22 protein-coding genes and 1 tRNA gene are annotated in these 16,418 nt (G+C 67.7%); 9 read left to right on the top strand and 14 right to left on the bottom strand.

The window, feature by feature from the left end:
- Positions 1 to 12: 12 nt before the first annotated feature.
- Both FHU35_RS15605 and FHU35_RS15600 read left to right on the top strand, forming a co-directional pair.
- Positions 13 to 858 carry a GntR family transcriptional regulator gene (locus FHU35_RS15605; RefSeq protein ID WP_145740274.1) on the top strand — a complete coding sequence of 282 codons (846 nt, stop codon included), beginning with the start codon at positions 13 to 15 and terminating at the stop codon, positions 856 to 858.
- Positions 855 to 1,514, top strand: coding sequence for an HAD family hydrolase (locus tag FHU35_RS15600; protein ID WP_145740271.1), 660 nt, complete (start codon positions 855 to 857; stop codon positions 1,512 to 1,514). The genes FHU35_RS15605 and FHU35_RS15600 overlap by 4 nt, the downstream gene beginning before the upstream one ends.
- A 23-nt stretch (positions 1,515 to 1,537) precedes the next feature.
- Here the strand turns inward: FHU35_RS15600 and FHU35_RS15595 are convergent, their stop codons facing one another.
- Positions 1,538 to 1,708 carry a MerR family transcriptional regulator gene (locus tag FHU35_RS15595; protein WP_246110399.1) on the bottom strand — a complete coding sequence of 57 codons (171 nt, stop codon included), beginning with the start codon at positions 1,706 to 1,708 and terminating at the stop codon, positions 1,538 to 1,540.
- A 1,784-nt stretch (positions 1,709 to 3,492) separates the two neighbouring features.
- On the opposite strand from FHU35_RS15595, the gene FHU35_RS29320 reads away from it, so the two are divergent.
- Positions 3,493 to 3,642, top strand: a complete 150-nt coding sequence (locus tag FHU35_RS29320) for a hypothetical protein (RefSeq protein WP_186459449.1) — start codon at positions 3,493 to 3,495, stop codon at positions 3,640 to 3,642.
- A 591-nt stretch (positions 3,643 to 4,233) separates the two neighbouring features.
- Here FHU35_RS29320 and FHU35_RS15590 read toward each other — a convergent pair.
- The gene (locus FHU35_RS15590) at positions 4,234 to 4,524 is read right to left on the bottom strand and encodes a hypothetical protein (RefSeq protein WP_145740267.1); all 291 of its coding nucleotides are present in this window, start codon (positions 4,522 to 4,524) and stop codon (positions 4,234 to 4,236) included.
- A 390-nt stretch (positions 4,525 to 4,914) separates the two neighbouring features.
- Here FHU35_RS15590 and FHU35_RS15585 point away from each other — a divergent pair, with 390 nt between their 5' ends.
- Complete coding sequence (locus tag FHU35_RS15585) at positions 4,915 to 5,337, top strand: hypothetical protein (RefSeq protein WP_145740265.1); 423 nt, start codon at positions 4,915 to 4,917, stop codon at positions 5,335 to 5,337.
- A 32-nt stretch (positions 5,338 to 5,369) separates the two neighbouring features.
- On the opposite strand, the gene FHU35_RS15580 is transcribed toward FHU35_RS15585, so the two are convergent.
- From FHU35_RS15580 to FHU35_RS15560, 5 genes are all read right to left on the bottom strand, one after another.
- A complete protein-coding gene (locus FHU35_RS15580) occupies positions 5,370 to 5,936 on the bottom strand; it encodes a GrpB family protein (RefSeq protein WP_186459448.1) in 567 nt (188 codons plus the stop codon).
- Between the two features lie 28 nt (positions 5,937 to 5,964).
- Positions 5,965 to 6,252: a putative quinol monooxygenase gene (locus tag FHU35_RS15575; RefSeq protein ID WP_145740260.1), complete on the bottom strand. Its 288-nt coding sequence runs from the start codon at positions 6,250 to 6,252 to the stop codon at positions 5,965 to 5,967.
- 58 nt (positions 6,253 to 6,310) lie between these two features.
- Positions 6,311 to 6,856, bottom strand: coding sequence for a DinB family protein (locus tag FHU35_RS15570; RefSeq protein WP_145740258.1), 546 nt, complete (start codon positions 6,854 to 6,856; stop codon positions 6,311 to 6,313).
- A gap of 115 nt (positions 6,857 to 6,971) precedes the next feature.
- A complete protein-coding gene (locus FHU35_RS15565) occupies positions 6,972 to 7,166 on the bottom strand; it encodes a hypothetical protein (protein ID WP_145740256.1) in 195 nt (64 codons plus the stop codon).
- Between the two features lie 133 nt (positions 7,167 to 7,299).
- Positions 7,300 to 8,589, bottom strand: a complete 1,290-nt coding sequence (locus tag FHU35_RS15560; RefSeq protein ID WP_222429406.1) for an MFS transporter — start codon at positions 8,587 to 8,589, stop codon at positions 7,300 to 7,302.
- 43 nt (positions 8,590 to 8,632) lie between these two features.
- Between FHU35_RS15560 and FHU35_RS15555 the strand changes: the two genes are divergently transcribed.
- Positions 8,633 to 9,700: a GlxA family transcriptional regulator gene (locus tag FHU35_RS15555; protein ID WP_145740253.1), complete on the top strand. Its 1,068-nt coding sequence runs from the start codon at positions 8,633 to 8,635 to the stop codon at positions 9,698 to 9,700.
- Here the strand turns inward: FHU35_RS15555 and FHU35_RS15550 are convergent.
- From FHU35_RS15550 to FHU35_RS15535, 4 genes are all read right to left on the bottom strand, one after another.
- Complete coding sequence (locus FHU35_RS15550; protein ID WP_145740251.1) at positions 9,690 to 9,893, bottom strand: hypothetical protein; 204 nt, start codon at positions 9,891 to 9,893, stop codon at positions 9,690 to 9,692. The two genes, FHU35_RS15555 and FHU35_RS15550, sit on opposite strands and share 11 nt — an antisense overlap.
- A gap of 310 nt (positions 9,894 to 10,203) precedes the next feature.
- Positions 10,204 to 10,674, bottom strand: coding sequence for a YbaK/EbsC family protein (locus FHU35_RS15545; protein ID WP_145740248.1), 471 nt, complete (start codon positions 10,672 to 10,674; stop codon positions 10,204 to 10,206).
- A gap of 45 nt (positions 10,675 to 10,719) precedes the next feature.
- Complete coding sequence (locus tag FHU35_RS15540; RefSeq protein WP_145740246.1) at positions 10,720 to 11,898, bottom strand: cytochrome P450; 1,179 nt, start codon at positions 11,896 to 11,898, stop codon at positions 10,720 to 10,722.
- A gap of 23 nt (positions 11,899 to 11,921) precedes the next feature.
- Positions 11,922 to 12,605 carry a TetR/AcrR family transcriptional regulator gene (locus FHU35_RS15535; protein WP_145740245.1) on the bottom strand — a complete coding sequence of 228 codons (684 nt, stop codon included), beginning with the start codon at positions 12,603 to 12,605 and terminating at the stop codon, positions 11,922 to 11,924.
- Between the two features lie 211 nt (positions 12,606 to 12,816).
- Between FHU35_RS15535 and FHU35_RS15530 the strand changes: the two genes are divergently transcribed.
- Entirely contained in the window at positions 12,817 to 13,008 is a 192-nt protein-coding gene (locus FHU35_RS15530) for an antitoxin (RefSeq protein ID WP_145740243.1), read from the top strand.
- 150 nt (positions 13,009 to 13,158) lie between these two features.
- On the opposite strand, the gene FHU35_RS15525 is transcribed toward FHU35_RS15530, so the two are convergent.
- Positions 13,159 to 14,130 carry a prephenate dehydrogenase gene (locus tag FHU35_RS15525; protein WP_145740240.1) on the bottom strand — a complete coding sequence of 324 codons (972 nt, stop codon included), beginning with the start codon at positions 14,128 to 14,130 and terminating at the stop codon, positions 13,159 to 13,161.
- A 122-nt stretch (positions 14,131 to 14,252) separates the two neighbouring features.
- Here FHU35_RS15525 and FHU35_RS15520 point away from each other — a divergent pair, with 122 nt between their 5' ends.
- The 3 genes from FHU35_RS15520 (at position 14,253) to FHU35_RS15510 (ending at position 15,509) form a co-directional block, all read left to right on the top strand.
- Complete coding sequence (locus FHU35_RS15520) at positions 14,253 to 14,741, top strand: tRNA adenosine deaminase-associated protein (protein ID WP_145740237.1); 489 nt, start codon at positions 14,253 to 14,255, stop codon at positions 14,739 to 14,741.
- On the top strand, positions 14,738 to 15,211 hold the full coding sequence (locus FHU35_RS15515; RefSeq protein WP_145740235.1) for a nucleoside deaminase: 474 nt from the start codon (positions 14,738 to 14,740) through the stop codon (positions 15,209 to 15,211). The genes FHU35_RS15520 and FHU35_RS15515 overlap by 4 nt, the downstream gene beginning before the upstream one ends.
- A gap of 213 nt (positions 15,212 to 15,424) precedes the next feature.
- Positions 15,425 to 15,509: transfer RNA gene (locus FHU35_RS15510), tRNA-Ser, on the top strand.
- A 159-nt stretch (positions 15,510 to 15,668) separates the two neighbouring features.
- Here FHU35_RS15510 and FHU35_RS29645 read toward each other — a convergent pair.
- Positions 15,669 to 15,956, bottom strand: coding sequence for a hypothetical protein (locus tag FHU35_RS29645; RefSeq protein ID WP_222429405.1), 288 nt, complete (start codon positions 15,954 to 15,956; stop codon positions 15,669 to 15,671).
- Positions 15,953 to 16,270 carry an alpha/beta fold hydrolase family protein gene (locus FHU35_RS29640; RefSeq protein WP_222429404.1) on the bottom strand — a complete coding sequence of 106 codons (318 nt, stop codon included), beginning with the start codon at positions 16,268 to 16,270 and terminating at the stop codon, positions 15,953 to 15,955. Before FHU35_RS29640 ends, FHU35_RS29645 begins: the two co-directional genes overlap by 4 nt.
- Between the last annotated feature and the right edge of the window lie 148 nt (positions 16,271 to 16,418).

Genomic DNA, 16,418 nt, shown 5'->3' with positions numbered 1-16,418 from the left:
TAACCTGGGCAAATGTCAGAACTTGATCCCGACGACCCCCGTCCGCCGTACCAGCAGGTCGCGAACTCGCTGCGGGCCGCGATCCTCACGAAGAAGCTCCAGCCGGGCGACAAGCTGTCGTCACAGGCCGAGCTCGCGCAGCGCTACGGCGTCGCTCGGATGACGGTGCAGCAGGCGCTGCGCATCCTCCGGGAGGAAGGCCTGGTGATCTCCCGGCAGGGCAGCGGGGTTTACGTGCGTGAGCGAACGGAGCGGCCGGTTGGTCTTCGGCCTCACCTTGAGCGGGCGTTCGAGGAGCCCGAGGTGCGCATTGACTTCGCGGGCTTCTCCGGCGAGACGCTGCACGGCGCGCTGACCGAACCACTGGACAAGATCCGCAGCGGGCGCGTTCGGCCCGAGTCTGTCCGCGTGCGTCTGTTGGTGCCGGACACCAACACTCCGTGGACACTTCCGGCTCGCGTGGAAGACATGGCGGACAGCCCGGAGTTCCGGAAGCGCGCCGCCGGAATCATGGAGCGCCACACCTTCGCGATCGTCGACGCGGTCAACGAGATGGAGCGCATCGGCCTCATCGCGGATTCCAAGGCCGAACTCCGCGTGTACCCGGCGGTTCCGCTGTTCAAGCTGTACCTGATCAACGAGCTGGAAGCGTTCTTCGGCTACTACCCGGTGCGCGAGCACGTCGTGAACCTCGAAGGCACCAACACGCCGATCTGGGACCTCATGGGCAAGGACGCCACTCTGTTCCACCACGCCGCCGAGCCCGATGACGAGTCTCTGAGCTCGCTGTTCATCCAGCAGTCGCAGATGTGGTTCGACAGCATCTGGAACACCGTCGCCCAGGAAGTGCCCCGATGAGTCGGCCGGCCGAAATCCTCGCGCGCAGCCAGGTCGTCTTGCTCGACTTCGACGGCCCGGTCTGCGCGGTGTTCGGCGGTCTCAGCGACCACGACGTCGCCGTCGAACTCCGCGCTCTCTTCCCGGAAGCTCTGCCCGAAAGCGTCGAGCAGAGCCGCGACCCCTTTGACCTCCTTGAGTACGCGGTTCAGTTCGGCGACCTCGCCGACCAGGTCGAACAACGTCTCCGCGAGCTCGAAGTTCGCGCGGTGTCGCTCGCGCCCGCAACACCAGGCACAGTTGAGGTACTGAGAAGCCTTCACAGCCAGGGCAAACGGGTCATGATCGTCTCGAACAACTCCGAGGCCGCCGTGAGGGCGTACCTACACGCCAACGGACTTGAGCACTTCATCGATGGCGTGTCGGCGCGGGCGAGTTCCGAAGTCGCCCAGCTGAAGCCCTCGCCGTTCCTGCTCCGAGAGGCCATGAGAGCGACCGAGGCCGAAGCCGCGGCTTGCGTGATGATCGGTGACTCGGCTACTGACATCGAGGCTGCTCACGCCGCAGGAACATCAGTCGTCGCCTATGCCAACAAGCCTGGCAAGCGGGACCGGTTCGCGCCCTACGAGCCAACCGCCATCATCGAGCACATGACGGACCTACTCGAAGACCGTTGATTCAACTCCGGCGAGCCGCAGCCTCAGGATTCGCTCTGCCGCTTCTTCCGCAGCTGCGCCTTCAGATCTTCGACATCCCAGCGCTGATGCCCTCCGGCAGTCACAAGCGCCGGTTCTACAGCGCCCTCAGTCGCCCAGCGCTGGAGCGTCCGGCGGTCAACACCGATCGCTTTCGCAGCTTCCCCGGTCGACACGTAGGTGGAGGGCACTCGCCTACATTCACCCGCGTTTAGACGCTAAGCCAGCCGAATGTCGCGACTGCCTACCTATACACGCAAATGTCGCGTTTACGTACGATTGCCGCGTGGAGCACGTCCAAGTAGGCGGGTGGGAGTTCGAACTCGGCGTGGCTGTCGTCGACGGCCGCGCCTGGTGGGCATGCCCAATCGGCGGCGAACGCTGCGGGTTGGTCCTTGCCGCCTTCGGATCCATCGGCCTCGACTGCATGGCGTGGCACATCGAGCACGCGCATGTGCATGCCTTGACTCACCGACTTGGCGGCCAAACCCGGCGATCACACGAAGCTCGCTGACCTGCAGCTTCGGTCCGCGTGTTTAGACTTTCTCTTCTTCATCAAGGGCGGCCCCTTCGGGGCCGCCTGCCGCTGTATGCGAGTCGGGTTGGAGCTGCCGACCTTCCTGTATGCGAGCCCGGTCAAGCGGTCGTTGGCCGGCCGGGCATGCGGCTCGCTTCGCTCACCGGTCCCGGCAGGCCAACGCCGCGACCGGGCGCGAGCGGAAAGGTCGGCAGCCACACCCGACGCCAGCGGAGGCAGGCGACCCCGAAGGACCACGCCAGAGGTAGACCAAGCCAACCACGGCTTCTCCACCGCAGAGCGTCACTCGCCTGGGCAAACTCAGAACCACCTGCTGGGCACGCTGCCGACCTGGTCGCCTTACCACTGCCGATGAGCACTGACCTGGTCTTTTCGACGTGGTTGCCTGCTTGTGGTCCATCTGCGCGTACGGGGTGAAACAGTTCCCTCAATCTCCACGATGTAGCCAATGGACTGAGCAGTAGCTACGATCCCGACCGGGCTGAACTGCAAGGAGCAGCCTTTAAAGAAACCCGGCCAGCGCTGCGAACACTGGCCGGGTTGCGGGATGGTGCTACAGGAAGAGCCACCAGCTCCAGTGGTCACGGAACCACTGGGCAAGCTGAGTACGAACTTCCTGCCATGCCAGCCAAAGAAGAAGCCGGATCACCAAGCTGAGCGAGCTGCGGGTCCGGCTTTCTTCTTGGTTGGAGTGCGACACCTTGCGATGCCGCCTTCCGCGACGCGCGGCAGCCAACGGCCTACCTCCTCCGTCTGGGGGCAACCTTTTGCCGCCCCACGTCCGGAGTCGCCCCGACTCGACAGAGTCAGAGGAAGCGACGCGCAGCCCGACGCCGCCACGGAAGTCATCCAAGTCGATCTCGGATGTCCGGAGGTTACGGGGCGGAGAATCGTCAGCGCATCTTGCCGGGGTGTGAACGTGAGCACAGTAACACTGTGTAAGGGAATGGCGATCCCGGACATAAATACTGGTCAGAGGGTGGTATCGGATCGTTTTTTAGGCCAAAAACGATCAGTAGCGCTGTGACATGGGACTCAGTTGACGCGTAATAGACAGTAATGCGCCTGAGTGTTATTAGTAGCTCCCTGGCGCCGCGCCATGGGCGAAGCTGGCGATCTTCGCACGTGTGTTCTAGCCTCAGGGGTGTCGGGCTGGAGGGTGGGGAAGATCCAGAAGGCTCGGCGCGGGTCGGTCGCTGCACCTTCTCTGGCCGACCCGACCAAACTTCACGTCAGAGCGGGCACTAGGTGGCGAACGAGGGTGGTGATGGCTGGCAGGGCACACGGCGACGGCCGGCCACCCCCCAACCCATCTGGGTCCACCTGGTTCAGGCGCTTCCGCCACAGCGTGGCATCGGCTACGGCAGCACCCCGCTCCGCGTACGAGCGGGCGGGATCGACATCTCGGCCACGGTCCCCGGCGTGCTGCTAGCTTGGCATCAGACGTGCGTAGGCGACTGGTGGGCACTCGCCACCTTCGAGCTGACGAGCCGCACCGGCAAGCCGGGTCTGGTCGTGACTCAGCTCGTACCCGCGAAGGCCGTCATGCCCCGGCAGGAGGGGACCGGCTGAATGCCACTTTATTGCCACCAATCAACCGAAGTGGACCGAAAACGACGGCAAGCATCGGTGCCTTCGGTTCACTGTGGATCATGCAAACGCGCAGGTGGCGAGCGGGTTTTGATGAACGTTCAGAAATGACGAGAAGAACCACATGCGGGCCGATTGAAGATCAGAAGGTTTGGGGTTCGAATCCCTACGGGCGCACGTCTGGTCGAGACAGCAGAAACCCCCTCTCGCAGGGGGTTTCTTGCTTTTCAGGGGTGGCTCTCGACCTCTTCGCGGTAGTAGCCCTCAGCAGGCGTGCCAATTTAGTGCCAACTTTGGGATCGGCCGTCCGGCCAGCTGGCCGCGTGCCGCCGATGGTGCATCCAGCCTTTGATGCTGCGGACCGGTCGATCTGTGGTGTGACCGACGGCCCCACTAAGCCCCTGTCTTCGGTGCCCCCGCGCGGACCAGATCGGTAGGCGGGGGCAAGCTTGAGTGCCGGGCGGCACGTGGCCACCCGGCCGCTGCCCCTTTGCGGGGGCAGATGAGAAAGCAGTGTCCGGGTCCACCTGACGGCTGGTCACCAGACGGTTGTTAGAGGCAGCCCGGAAGCTCCTACTGGGCAACTGGACCGCCGGGTGGTTGCTGGTTCTGCTGTCCCCAGCGGCGGGCCTGGTCTTCCTGGTAGGCAGCCAGCTCGAAAGAGTACCGCTGCATGGCTTCCTGGAAATGACGTTGCTTCTGACTGTTCTCCGCCCCAACGATGAGGGCGAGCAGTGCCCAGACGATCACCCAAGCGCCGCAGGTAAGCAGCGTCAACACCAGATGAAGCAGGTGGTTCACCTGCTTGTCGACGGGCTGCGGCGGCGGGACGGGCGCAGCATAGGGGCCCGGGGCGTAGGTCACTGCTGGTTCCTTTCAGAGGGACGGCGTTGTCCAGACGAACGGACCGCGATCTTACTTGCGAGAACTACCCAAAGTCAGCAAGAAACGTCAAAGAGTAGTTTGATGCGTCCTGCGTTACGGATGTTGCCGGTTCGGGCTGGAAATCTGGAACAGTGAGCCAGAGGCTCGACGGGGGTGCTTCGAATCCCTACGGGCGCACGACTGGTCGAGACAGCAGAAACCCCTTCTCGTAAGGGTTTCTTGCTTTTCGGCGTTTGCTGCGCCGTTCGGTGTGAGAGCGAGCTCGTCGCGCGCTTCGACGCGATCCGGTTTCGGTTTTTCATCGGGGGCGGCGTCGTGATCGGGTTTGCGCTTACCGTGGTCGGGGAAAACGATCATGGGAGTTTGAGCATGTTCAGCGCCGGGAAGAGCGTCGGTCTTGGTTTGGCCGGGAGCGTGGTCGTTGCGGTTCTCGGTCTGGGGTGGTGCTGGTACTTCCAGCTCGCCAAGGTCGTCACGCCGTGGTTCTGGGTGGCGTTCGCCGTGGTGCTCGTCGCCGTGTCGGCGGGTTTCGGGCTGGAGATCCACCGGAAGAAGACGGCCCCGTCTCCCGGTCGTGCGGGTCTGCGGCGGCCGCGGGTGTTCGCCATCGGCCAGCTCGCGCTGATCTACGGCGTCATCACCAACATGGCCAGCCTCTACTGCGGCAGAGTCCTCCACGCGGAACTGGCGTCCGGGCTGCTGGTCGCGTTGGCGGTCACGTTGATGGTCGTCGCCGCCGTGACGCTGTACCGCGCGTCGCGCGGGGGCGGCACGCAGCGCGAGGTCACCTGAAAACCTGTTATTCGGCGGGGGTTTCGCTTGAGTCATCCGGTGCTCTGCGAACCGCCCAGCACGCGTCGGACGAAGGCGGTTTTCGCAGCCGTGTAGGCGTCGCGGTCATGAGGGTGCCGGAGTGCTGCCGCCACTTTGAGGCGGGCGTACTCGTCGACGAGGGCCGGCGAGCCGCGCAGTTGATCGCGGAAGGTCAATTGCTGTTCCCAGCGGGGCTCGCCGGGACGCATGAGATGCAGGTGCGCCAGCCGGTGCTCGCCGGCCTGGTCAGCGCGGACGACGAACCACCGCCAGGGGCGTCGGTCGAGTTCGCGCGGGACGAAGTACCAGGACGCCGCTGCCAGGGCTTCCTGCGCGCTCCCGATCGCGACGGACGGATCATCAGCCGTCGCCTGCAGGTCGATGACGGGTTTGGCCGGAAGGCCCGGAACCGCAGTGGAACCGACGTGGACGATCGGACCGGTGAGCTCGTCTCCGAGCAACGCGCGCACCTCGCCCGCGAAGACGTCCGCCAACCTCGCCCAGTCCGGGTCGGCGTCGACGACGTGGATGTCTTCGACAGCCCACGCGGGTGGAGAGGAAGAGTCGTCGGCGTGCACGGCCACCAGCTTGGCAGGTTTGCCGGGCTCAGAACGGCGGGCGGGTGGTAACCACTTCGAACGCCGTGACGTCCACGTCGCGCATCTCGATGCCCGTGTCCGGGGCATGAGCCCGCCCGCGCCACGCCTCGATCGCGTCCCAGGACTCCCAGCGCTCGTAGTTGTTCACCCGTCCCGGGTCCACCGGATCCGCGGTGATCGCGACGTCGAGGCAGCCGGGGGCTTTCCGGGCGCGCTCGACGAGGTCGCGGTGCGCTGCGACGTAGGTGTCCCGCTCGTCCGCGTCGACGGTCACGTGACCAGCGATGATCCACATGGGTGCTCCTCGGTTCAGTCGGGTGAGTCCCTGGAACGACTGATCCGCGGACCGAAAATCATCGGTGGCCGGAGGACGCCCGCTGCGCGCGCTGGAGGATGCGGAGGGCGCCGATCTCAGCGACGTTCTTGGTGAGTTCGACGTTGACCCAGCCGGCCACGTCGCCGAGGGTCATGTCCGGGCCCCACGGGAGATCGGACGTGAGGTCGGTGGAGTCCAGCTCCGCGTCGCTTCGGCCGCTCAGCTGCGCCCGCCACCGGTCGTGGAGGTCGCGGAGCTGCTGCACGGCGGCCTGCGCGCTGCCCGGCCAGTGCTTCGCCGACCGCATCGCCTCCACGTCGCCGTCGAGGCACTCCAGGACCGTCGACCACCAGTAGTCGATGTGCCAGGTGATCCAGCCGATCGTCACCGCGGGCACGGGATCGGGCTCGGTCTCCTGGAAATCGGCCACCCAGTTGCCGTTCTCGTCGGGACGAACGGTCCAGTGGTGTTCAGCGGGCGTCCACAGGCAGTGCGCGTCGCCGAGCCCGTCCGCGTGGTACTCGAAGAGCGCCCACGTGATGTCGAGCTGGTGCAGCAGCAGTTCAACCCTGGAAACCGGCATGCCCGGATGCTCCCATTCCCGCCGCGTCAGGGGCACCGAATATTCACGTCCTCAGTGGACGGACAGAGTGCCGCGAGAACCCCCTGCGGCGCAGGAAGTTCTCGCGGCCTGCGGGTCAGTTGTCGTCGCCGCCGTCTTCCTGGTCGCCGCCGCCTTCTTGGTCGTCACCGTCCTGCTGCTGGTCGCCGTCCTGCTGCTCCTGCTGGTCCTCCTGCTGCGGAGGCTGTGCGAAGTCGCAGCCGGCGGTGGTGCCGAGCGCGAAGGCGGCACCTGCGATGGCCGTGGCGATCCGGATCTTCGAGTTGCGCATAACTGGACGATACGGGCAACCCGGTCGATTCGTCAGGGGTGGCGCACAGGTGCTCGCGTGCCGAGATCACGCAAACCCGGATGAGCAGCGGCAATGAGAGCGGCTCCCCAAGAGCGTCCGAGGGCCGATCCGCCTAAGGAGAGCGGTGGCAGCACCGCAGGCCATCCTCGGCACGCTCTTGAGGAGCCGCTGCGAGCACAGTAACCGGCTCGCGCGGGATGGTGGGGATTCGGAGGGCGAGGGCCGCGGCGGTGAGGCAGAGCAGGGCCGCAGCGGTCCAGAGGGGCGTGTAGGTGCCGGTGAGGTCCCGGGTGAGACCTCCTGCGAGGGCGATCGTTCCCGCGCCGAGCTGGTGGGCGACGCTGATCCAGCCGAAGACGATCGGCCCGTCGGAGCCCCACAGCTCCCGGCACAGCGCGATGGTCGGCGGGACCGTGGCCACGTCGAGCAGTCCGAAGACCACCGCGAACGCGATCAGCGCGGGTTGCGCGGACGGTCCGAGCAGACCCGGGAGCAGCGCCAGCGACCCGGCTCGCAGGCAGTAGTAGGCCGTGAGCAGCAGGCGGGGGTTCAGGCGGTCGGTGAGCCAGCCGGAGCCGATGGTGCCGAGCACGTTGACCACGCCGATGACCGCCAGCAGCGAGGACGCGACGCCGGCCGGCATCCCGTGGTCGTGGGCGGCCGGGGTGAAGTGGGTCCACATGATGCCGTTGGTGGACGCGCCGCAGATCGCGAAGGTGCTCGCGAGGAGCCAGAAGGCGCCGCTGCGCCAGGGGAGGACGCGGACCGCGCGGGTGACCGACGTGGCCGGATCCCGCGGTTCCGGGCGCGACGCGCCGTAGGGGAGGAGGCCGACGTCGGAGGGCCGGTCCCGCAGCACCGCCCAGGCCAGCGGCGCGACCAGCAGGGCGACGGCGACCAGCGTTCCGGTGGCGGCGCGCCAGTCGAAGTCCACCAGCAGCGAGAACACCGGCAGCAGTGCGAACTGCCCGAACACCGTGGCGGCCGTGAGCGCTCCCGCGACCAGCCCCCGACGGGCGGCGAACCACCGGTCGGCCACCAGCGCCGCGAAGGTCGTCGCCAGCGCGCCGCACCCGGTGCCGACGAGCAGGCCCCAGCCGAGAACGAACTGCCACGGCGCGGACATCAGCGTCGTTAGCCCCGCTCCCGCGGCGATCAGCAGCAGGGCCGCGGTGGCCATCCGCCGCATCCCGAAGCGATCCATCGCGGCGACGCCGAAGGGCGCGGTCAACCCGTAGAGCACGAGGTTGACCGACGCGGCCGCGCTGATCGTGCCGTGCGGCCAGCCGAACTCGTGGTGCAGCGGGCTCACCAGCAGTCCGGCCGTCGTGGCGCAGGCACCGGCTCCGATGATCACCAGGGCGGCTGCGGACGCCACCCACCAGGCTCGATGAACAGACATGACCTCACCCTGCGGCCCGGCGACGCGCACCACGAGTGGCCTGATGGCCAACATGTGCAAGGATCAGGCCATGACCACTCGGGTGGCGGTGCTGGTGCGCGATGGCGTGATGCCGATGGAGCTCGGCCTGGTCCACCAGCTGCTCGGAAGCGCTCGCTCGCCCTCCGGCGAAGCGCTCTACGAGGTCGTGACCTGCGCGGTCGTGCCCGGCTCGATCCGCAATGACGCGGATTTCCCGATCCACGTCGCGCACGGCCCGGAAGCGCTCGACGGCGCGCACACCGTGGTCCTGCCGGCCAGCCACGAACCGGACGAGACGGAGACCGAGGGGACGCTGCCGCCCGACCTCGCGGCCGCGCTCGCCAGGATCCCGCGCGGCGCCCGGATCGCGTCGATCTGCACGGGGTCGTTCGTCCTGGCGGCGGCCGGGCTGCTCGACGGCAGGCGCGCGACCACGCACTGGAAGTCCTGCGACCACTTCCGCCGGCTGTTCCCGCAGGTCGCGCTGGAACCGGACGTGCTCTACACCGACGACGGCGACGTGCTGACCTCGGCAGGGGAGGCCTCCGGCATCGACCTGTGCCTGCACCTGATCCGGCTCGACCACGGGGCTTCGGTGGCCAACGAGGTCGCCCGGACCACCGTCGTCCCGCCGCACCGGGAGGGTGGTCAGGCGCAGTACATCCGCCGTCCGGTTCCCGAGCCGCGGATGTCCACGACGGCGCGGGCGCGCTCCTGGGCGCTGGAGCACCTCGACCGGCCGCTCGCGTTGCGGGAACTCGCCGCGCAGGACTCGCTGAGCGTGCGCACGTTCACTCGGCGATTCCGAGAAGAGGTCGGAATGTCGCCGGTTCAGTGGATTACCGGGCAGCGGATCGAACGAGCGCGGCAACTCCTGGAGGAAACCGACCATCCGGTTGAGAAGGTGGCAAGAGATTCAGGATTTGGTACCGCAGCGTCGTTGCGGCAGCACTTGCAAAGCGAACTCGGTGTTTCCCCCAGCGCTTACCGGGCGACATTTCGCGGGGTGCCGCCGGGTGGTGCGGACATAGGTGAGGCCCCGCCGGGTGTGGCCGGCGGGGCCTCGGCACGGGGTCAGGTCAACCGATGATGCCCGCGTTGATGATGGACGTCTCGGTGTCGTTGTCCTGAACGGTGGTGTCGATGTCCCACCAGTTGCAGGCGAAGTGGTGACAGGAGCCTCCGCGCTCCGTCATCTCCCCAGCGGAGGCCAGGCCAGCTCCGGCGAAAGCGAGGGGCAGGATGAAAGCGCCGACCACGATGGGGCGAACCAGCGAGCGCATAATTGCCTTCCTTCCAATTCGGCTAACCCAGTTCGATTTCTGGATCCGGCTGACCCGAAATCGGGCAATTCAATGTTTACCTGCCGAGGCCGCCGGGCGCATATTTGCCACCGGCGCTTCACCGGAAAGTGTTCGAGGCGCTGAACCGTTGCGCGTGGCAACCCAATTCATTCCGCGAAGGGGTGACTTTCGCGCTTTGTCACAACGCGTGCCGGAGTCGGATCCGAAAGGGTGGTTTGAGGGCGGGCCACCGCGAGAACGGCCCAGTCCGGGTCGCACGAGACGTAGAGCGCTCCCCGGACGGTGGAGTTCAGGATTGGGCGACCGCCGACGCCGATCCGCCGGTGATGCGCAGCAGCTCGGCGAAGCTCGTCGGAAACATCGCGTGCTTGCTGCCCGCTCCGGCCCAGACCGTCGGGTGGGCCCCCAGCGCTTCGTCCACCACCGTCCGGATCGGCTGCGGATGACCCACCGGACCGACTCCGCCCACCGGTTGGCCGGTCGCCTCCAGGACGAACTCCGGACTCGCCCGGCGGATCTTGCGGATTCCCAGAGATCGCTCCAGCCCGCGGGTGTCCACCCGGTGAGCGCCGCTGGCCACGACCAGCAGCGGTTCCCCGTCGGCGGTGAACACCAGGCTGTTGGCGATGGCTCCGACGGCGCAGCCCAGCTCCTCGGCGGCCGCTGCGGCCGTCGGGACCTCCGCGCTGAACTCGACGACCTCGCCCTCGGCCCCGAGTTCGCGCAGCCGCGCGGTGAACGCATCAGTCGTGTTGGTCATGCCGCGCAGGCTAGTGAGCCGCGCGGCACGACGGCGAGCGGGTTCTCACAGCAGCAGCGGGAGCCGGCTCAGACCGGTCATGTTCGGGCTGGGCATGAACCGAGGTGCGTCGTCCGGGTCGGTGCGCAGCTGCGGAAAGCGGTCCAGCAGCAGGTTCAACGCGATCTTGCCCTCCAGCCTGGCGAGCGGAGCGCCCAGGCAGAAGTGGATGCCGCGACCGAAGCCGAGCTGCGGGTTCGGGTCGCGGGTCACGTCGAAGACGTTGGGGTCGGCGAACTGCCGGGGATCGCGGTTGGCCGCGGCGATCCACAGCAGCAGCATCTGGTCGGCCGGGATGCGGACCCCGCCGAGCTCGGTCTCCTCGGTGGTCACCCGGGACACCGCCGCGAAGGGGCTGAGGAAGCGCAGCGATTCCTCGATCGCCGCGGGCACCAGCGATCGGTCGGCCCGCACCGCCTGGAACTGGTCCGGGTGCGCGTCCAAGCACAGCAGCGTGTTGCCCAGCAGCATCGTGGTGGTGATGTGCCCGGCGACCAGCAGCACCATGCCGAAGTTGGTGATCTCGGCGTCGGTGAGCCGAACTCCGTCGACCTCGGCCTCGACGAGCTTGGTCAGCAGGTCCGCGCGCGGCCGCTCGCGGCGTTCGCGGATGTGCCCGGCCAGGTAGCTCGCGAGCTCGCCGACCTGCTCCATGGCGTCGGCGAAGTACTTCTCGTCCTCGGGCGAGCGGTCCTTGAGCGCGACCTTGTTGGTGGAGTTGAACATCCCGTCGACCCACCGCTTGAACTGATCCCGGTCGCTGCTGGGCACTCCGAGCAGTTCGGCGATCACGATCACCGGCAGCGGGTAGGCCAGTTCGCTCACCAGCTCAGCGCGGCTTCCCATCCCGTCCATCAGCTCGGTGGTGAGCTCGGCGATCCGCGGCTCCAGGTCGGCCACGACCTTCGGGGTGAAGGCGTGGCTGACGAGCTTGCGGAGCTTGTGGTGGTCCGGCGGGTCGAGCTGGGTGAGGTTGCCCTCGGAGAACCCGCTCGCCTCCGGGACCAGGCGCTGGGTGTGGGAGGAGAAGGTGGCGGGATCGCTGAGCGCGTGCAGGATCTCCGGATAGCCGTGGACGTCCCACATGCCGGTCTTCTCGTCGTAGCCGACCTCGTGGTCGGGTCGTTGGCCGCGCAGCCAGAACTGCGCGGTGTTGGCTCCCCAGGTGTCAGCGAGCGCGGTCATGGTCTGCCCCCGATCGCGGCTGGTCAGCCGCGTTGTTGTGGTGTGTAGATCCACTCCCGGAACTGCGCGTTGAGCTCGTCGAAGAGGCGTCCGATCTCGTCGGCGACGGTCGCCAGCGACTCGGGATCGGGATCACCGGCCGGCTCGTAGGCGCTCCGGATGGTGTGCTCCAGCGCGTTCGCCTTGGCCTCGTCGTCGAGGGCGGCGAACTCCGGGTTGATGTTGTCGGTGAGGTGGTACCCGGTCGCGGTGGCGGTGACGGCCAGGTAGACGTTCGGCACGTCGTCGCGCAGCAGCCGGTGCTTGAAGATCAGCTCGCGGTACCGGTTGGCGAGGCGCCTCGTCTCGCCCTGGTTCGCCGTCTGCTTGAAGCTGCCCAGCAGCTCGGTGTCCCCGGTGACCAGCGCTCTCATCAACGGGTCGTGCATGGTGGCGAGGAAGCTGCGGCGGAAGAACCGGTGCGGCAGGGCTTCCGCGGGATCGGCGCGCATCGCCTCGACCAGTCCGTCGAGCAGGCCGATGGACTCGCGCAGGATCAACGCTTCGAAGAGCTGCTCCTTGGTGCGCCAGTGCAGGTAGATGGTGCCCTTGCCGATCTCGGCGCGGCGGGCGATGTCGTCGATGGTGACCTTGCGGGAGCCCAGCCTGACCATCAGCTCTCCGGCCGCGTCGAGGATGCGGTCGGCTCGGTCGGTGGGCTGGGTCATGCGCTACCTCCGTGACTGTTTGACCAGAATCGCAAATCTGGTCACCGGGTCACCTCACGGTAGACCTGCGATCGATCGCGCACAAGGTGTCACCTGAAAGGGTCAACGGCTGTGCCTCGGAGGGGCGTTGCGCCTAGCAGGAAAGGCCCATCGGGCTTAGCTTCGCCAGGGGCACCACAAGGGCTTTCCACGAAGCAGGGGAAGGAGCACCATGGGCTTCAAGGACAAGCTGATGAACTTGGGCAAGCAGCACAGCGACAAGGTCGACCAGGGCATGGACAAGGCCGGTGACATGGCCAAGAAGAAGTTCGGCCACGAAGAGCAGGTCGACCAGGCCGTGGAGAAGGGCAAGGGCTACGTCGGGGGAGAGAAGGAAGACCCCCCGCCGCCTCCCGGCCAGTAAGTCCAACCGAGACAACGGCGCTCCGTCCGAGGCTGGCGGCGGGACCAGGTGAGAGCGGTCCCGACCAGTGGTCGGAGCGCACCATAGAAGAGGTCGCCCCAACGCACAGGGCGACCTCTTCTTTCGCGTTCTTCCGGTCTCGCCCGGTGGTCAGCCGATCGGGACCTGGGTGGTGGCCTGGTCGTCGTCGATCGCGGTCACCCGGCCACCGAGCTCGCCGAGGTCTCGCAGGCGGGACAGGGCTTCCGGGCGCAGGCGGACGGTCGAGGTCGTCATGTCCTCGCCGGTGGTGAGGGCGTCCAGCCGAGCTCGGGCGTCGTGACCCGAGTCCACTGTGGATTTCAGGCCGCCGGTGGAGGCCAGCGAACCGCGCGCGGCTCCCAGCCGGCCGAGGGCGTCGTCGACCGCGTCGAGCAGGGCCGCCTTGTTGCCCTCGGTCATGGCCCTGACGAGGTCCGGAGGGCTTCCCGCGACCCGGGTCCCGTCCCGGAACGAGCCCGCCGCCAGCGACAGGGCGAGCGGTCCACCGTCCGCGCCGACCGTCGCGAGGATCGCCGCGAACAGGTGCGGGAGGTGCGAGATGCGGGCCACCGAATCGTCGTGCGCCGCCGCGCCGGTCGGGACCACGTGAGCGCCGCAGTCCAGCGCCAGCTGAGCCGCCTCGCGCCACGCGTCGATCGTGGTGGCCTCCTCGATCGTGACCGCCCACGGCGCGCCCTGGAACAGCTCGGCCGAACTGGCCGCGAATCCCGAGTCGGAGGTGCCCGACATCGGGTGACCACCTGCGTAGCGGGCGTTCGGCGCGAGCTTGCGGACCTCGAAGTCGACCGGGTCCTTCACGCTGACCACGTCGGTGAGCCACGCCCCGGGGTGGATCTCGGCGATCCCGCGCAGCACGTCGCGAACGGCGGTCACCGGCACCGCCATCACCACCAGCGCGTCCTCCTGCTTGGCGCGGCGCAGCGCGGCATCGGTCTCGAGCACCTCGAAACCTTCGTCGCCCGCTGCGGCGGCATCCGCCTCAGACGCGGTGGCACCCCACGCGGGGCGCCCGGCGCCGGACGCGGCCCGCAGCACGGATCCGCCGATGAGTCCCAGTCCGATCACGCACACGGCACGCATCCGTCCATCTTGCCCGACGAAGCCGCTTCGCACGCACCCGGTTGAGCGCAATCCATCCCCTGATGGATACGACAATCGCAATAGTGCTTTCGGGTGGCCTTCGTACGCTTTACGGTGTCTTCATGACGGTGCAGGAGCCGGTCGCAGGCTTCGCCGTCGCCGTGGTCCGGGAAGACGGGCGGTGGCGGTGCAGCGAGATGGACAACTCGGTGCTGACCGGCCTTGACGCCTCGATCACGGCGTTGCGCGAGCTGCGTTCCACCGGCGCGGTGTTCGGAATGTGCAATGTGGACGACGAGTTCTTCGTGCTGATCCGGCCGGTCCCGGGGGGTGTGGACCTGCTGGTGTCCGACGCCGCCGCGGCGCTGGACTACGACATCGCCGCGGACGTCCTCGACCTCCTGCGCATCGATCCTCCGGATGAGGACGACGAGGAGGTCTGGCCGGAGGGCAATCTCGCCGTCCTGTCCGACCTGGGGCTTCCCGAGGGCGAGCTGCTGGTCATCATCGAGGAGGTCGACCTCTACCCGGACGAGCAGCTGGAGATGATCGCCCAGCGCTGCGGGTTCGGAGACGACTTCTCGAAGCTGTTGGAGAAGATATACCGGTGAACACCACCGAGGCCCGCGCCGGCGACGTCGAGCTGGTGCGGGCCGCGCTGCGGGTGGCCGCAGAAGCACCGTCCACAGGGGATGTGCCGATCGGTGCCGTGGTCGCCGATGCCGACGGCCGGGTGCTGGCCGGGGCGTGCAACCAGCGCGAGGCCCGCGGCGATCCGACCGCTCACGCCGAGATCCTCGCGCTGCGCGCCGCTGCCGAGGCGCACGGGGACGGCTGGCGGTTGGAGGGCTGCACCCTCGCGGTCACGGTCGAGCCCTGCACCATGTGCGCAGGTGCGCTGGTGCTCTCCCGCGTCGCCAGGGTGGTCTTCGGCGTGTGGGAACCCCGCACCGGAGCCGTCGGGTCGCTCTGGGACGTCGTTCGCGACAACCGCCTGAACCACCGCCCGGAGGTGGTGGGCGGCGTCCTGGCCGACGAGTCGGCGGCGCTCCTCGACTCCTTCTTCTCCACCCACCGCTAGCAGGTGCTGTGCTCTGGGCGCCTCGCCAAGTCCCAGTTTTAGTCCAAACTGAGCCGACATTTCGGACATGATCATGGCTCGGTTTGGACTAAAACTGGGTTGCTCCCGGGCCTCCGCGGGGCTGGAGCGACGAGCGCAGGGGTTTTGGGTCTCGGGGGCCGGGGTGGACCCCCCTTTGCGGGGTTCGAGGAGGCTGCCGGTAGCCTTATCGGCGGTAGCGTGTCCGAGCGGCCTAAGGAGCGCGCCTCGAAAGCGCGTGAGGTGAGAGCCTCCGTGGGTTCGAATCCCACCGCTACCGCTCGTGAAGAGCCGGTCCCCTCCAGAGGGGACCGGCTTTTTCATGTGCAGTTTCGGTTCCAGTCTCATTTGCCCTGTTCAGGCGAGTGTGAGGGCCCATCCGGAGAGAGGTCGGCTCTTTCGTTTGCGCCCTTCGGCGCGGGGTCGTCCGGCCGAGCGGTCATGCGCGGGTGATGCGTTCTGCGGTCAGGCGGGCGGTGATCAGGTTGCCCAGGACTCGTGACGCTCCGCGCCGGGGCAGTGTCGCGAGGCGGTCTGCGCGGTCCGGCAGAGCGGCGTGGGTGCCTTCGGTGACCGCGTGCGCGACGTGGAGCCCGGCCAGCCGGTGGGTGTCCAAGGCGCTGTGGCCCATGCCGGTCAGCGGGACGAGCACCGCGTCGGGCAACAAGTCGACAAGGCGCTCGGCGATCACCCTGGGAGTCCGCAGGTCCCGTTCGCCGGAGATCACCGCGCACGGCCAGTCGAACCCGGGCAGCTCAGCGACGGGGTCGAAGGGACGGCGAGATCGTCGGCCACCTGCGCCATGGTCAACGCGTCCTGCGGGAGGTCAGCGCCCTCGCCGTCGGTGCGGGAGAGGCCGACACCGCGGTGCTCGACCATGATCGTGTCCAGTCCCCGCGCCGCGGCGGCCGCCCGCAGCGGGCGGTACGGCATCACCGAGGCCAGCCCCGGGCCGCCCGGGAGGACCAGCAGCGGACGGTCGTTCCTCGGTCCGGCGCGCACGTAGGCCAGGTCGAAGTGCTGCTGCTCGCCTGACACCACCGGCCGTCGCAGCCACCTCAGTCCTGGCGTCCTGACGAGCTTCCTGCGGATTCCGGCTTCCCCTGATCTCCCCATGCCCACTCAACTGCTGAGCGCCCGGCTCAGTTCCTGGCGCGTGGACGTGCCCGTGGCCTGGGGAAATTCGGTT

The organism is Saccharopolyspora dendranthemae (assembly GCF_007829955.1).
Taxonomy (GTDB): Bacteria; Actinomycetota; Actinomycetes; order Mycobacteriales; family Pseudonocardiaceae; genus Saccharopolyspora; species Saccharopolyspora dendranthemae.
Note: the sequence above shows the minus strand (reverse complement) of the source record. Positions and strands in the feature narration are given on the sequence as shown.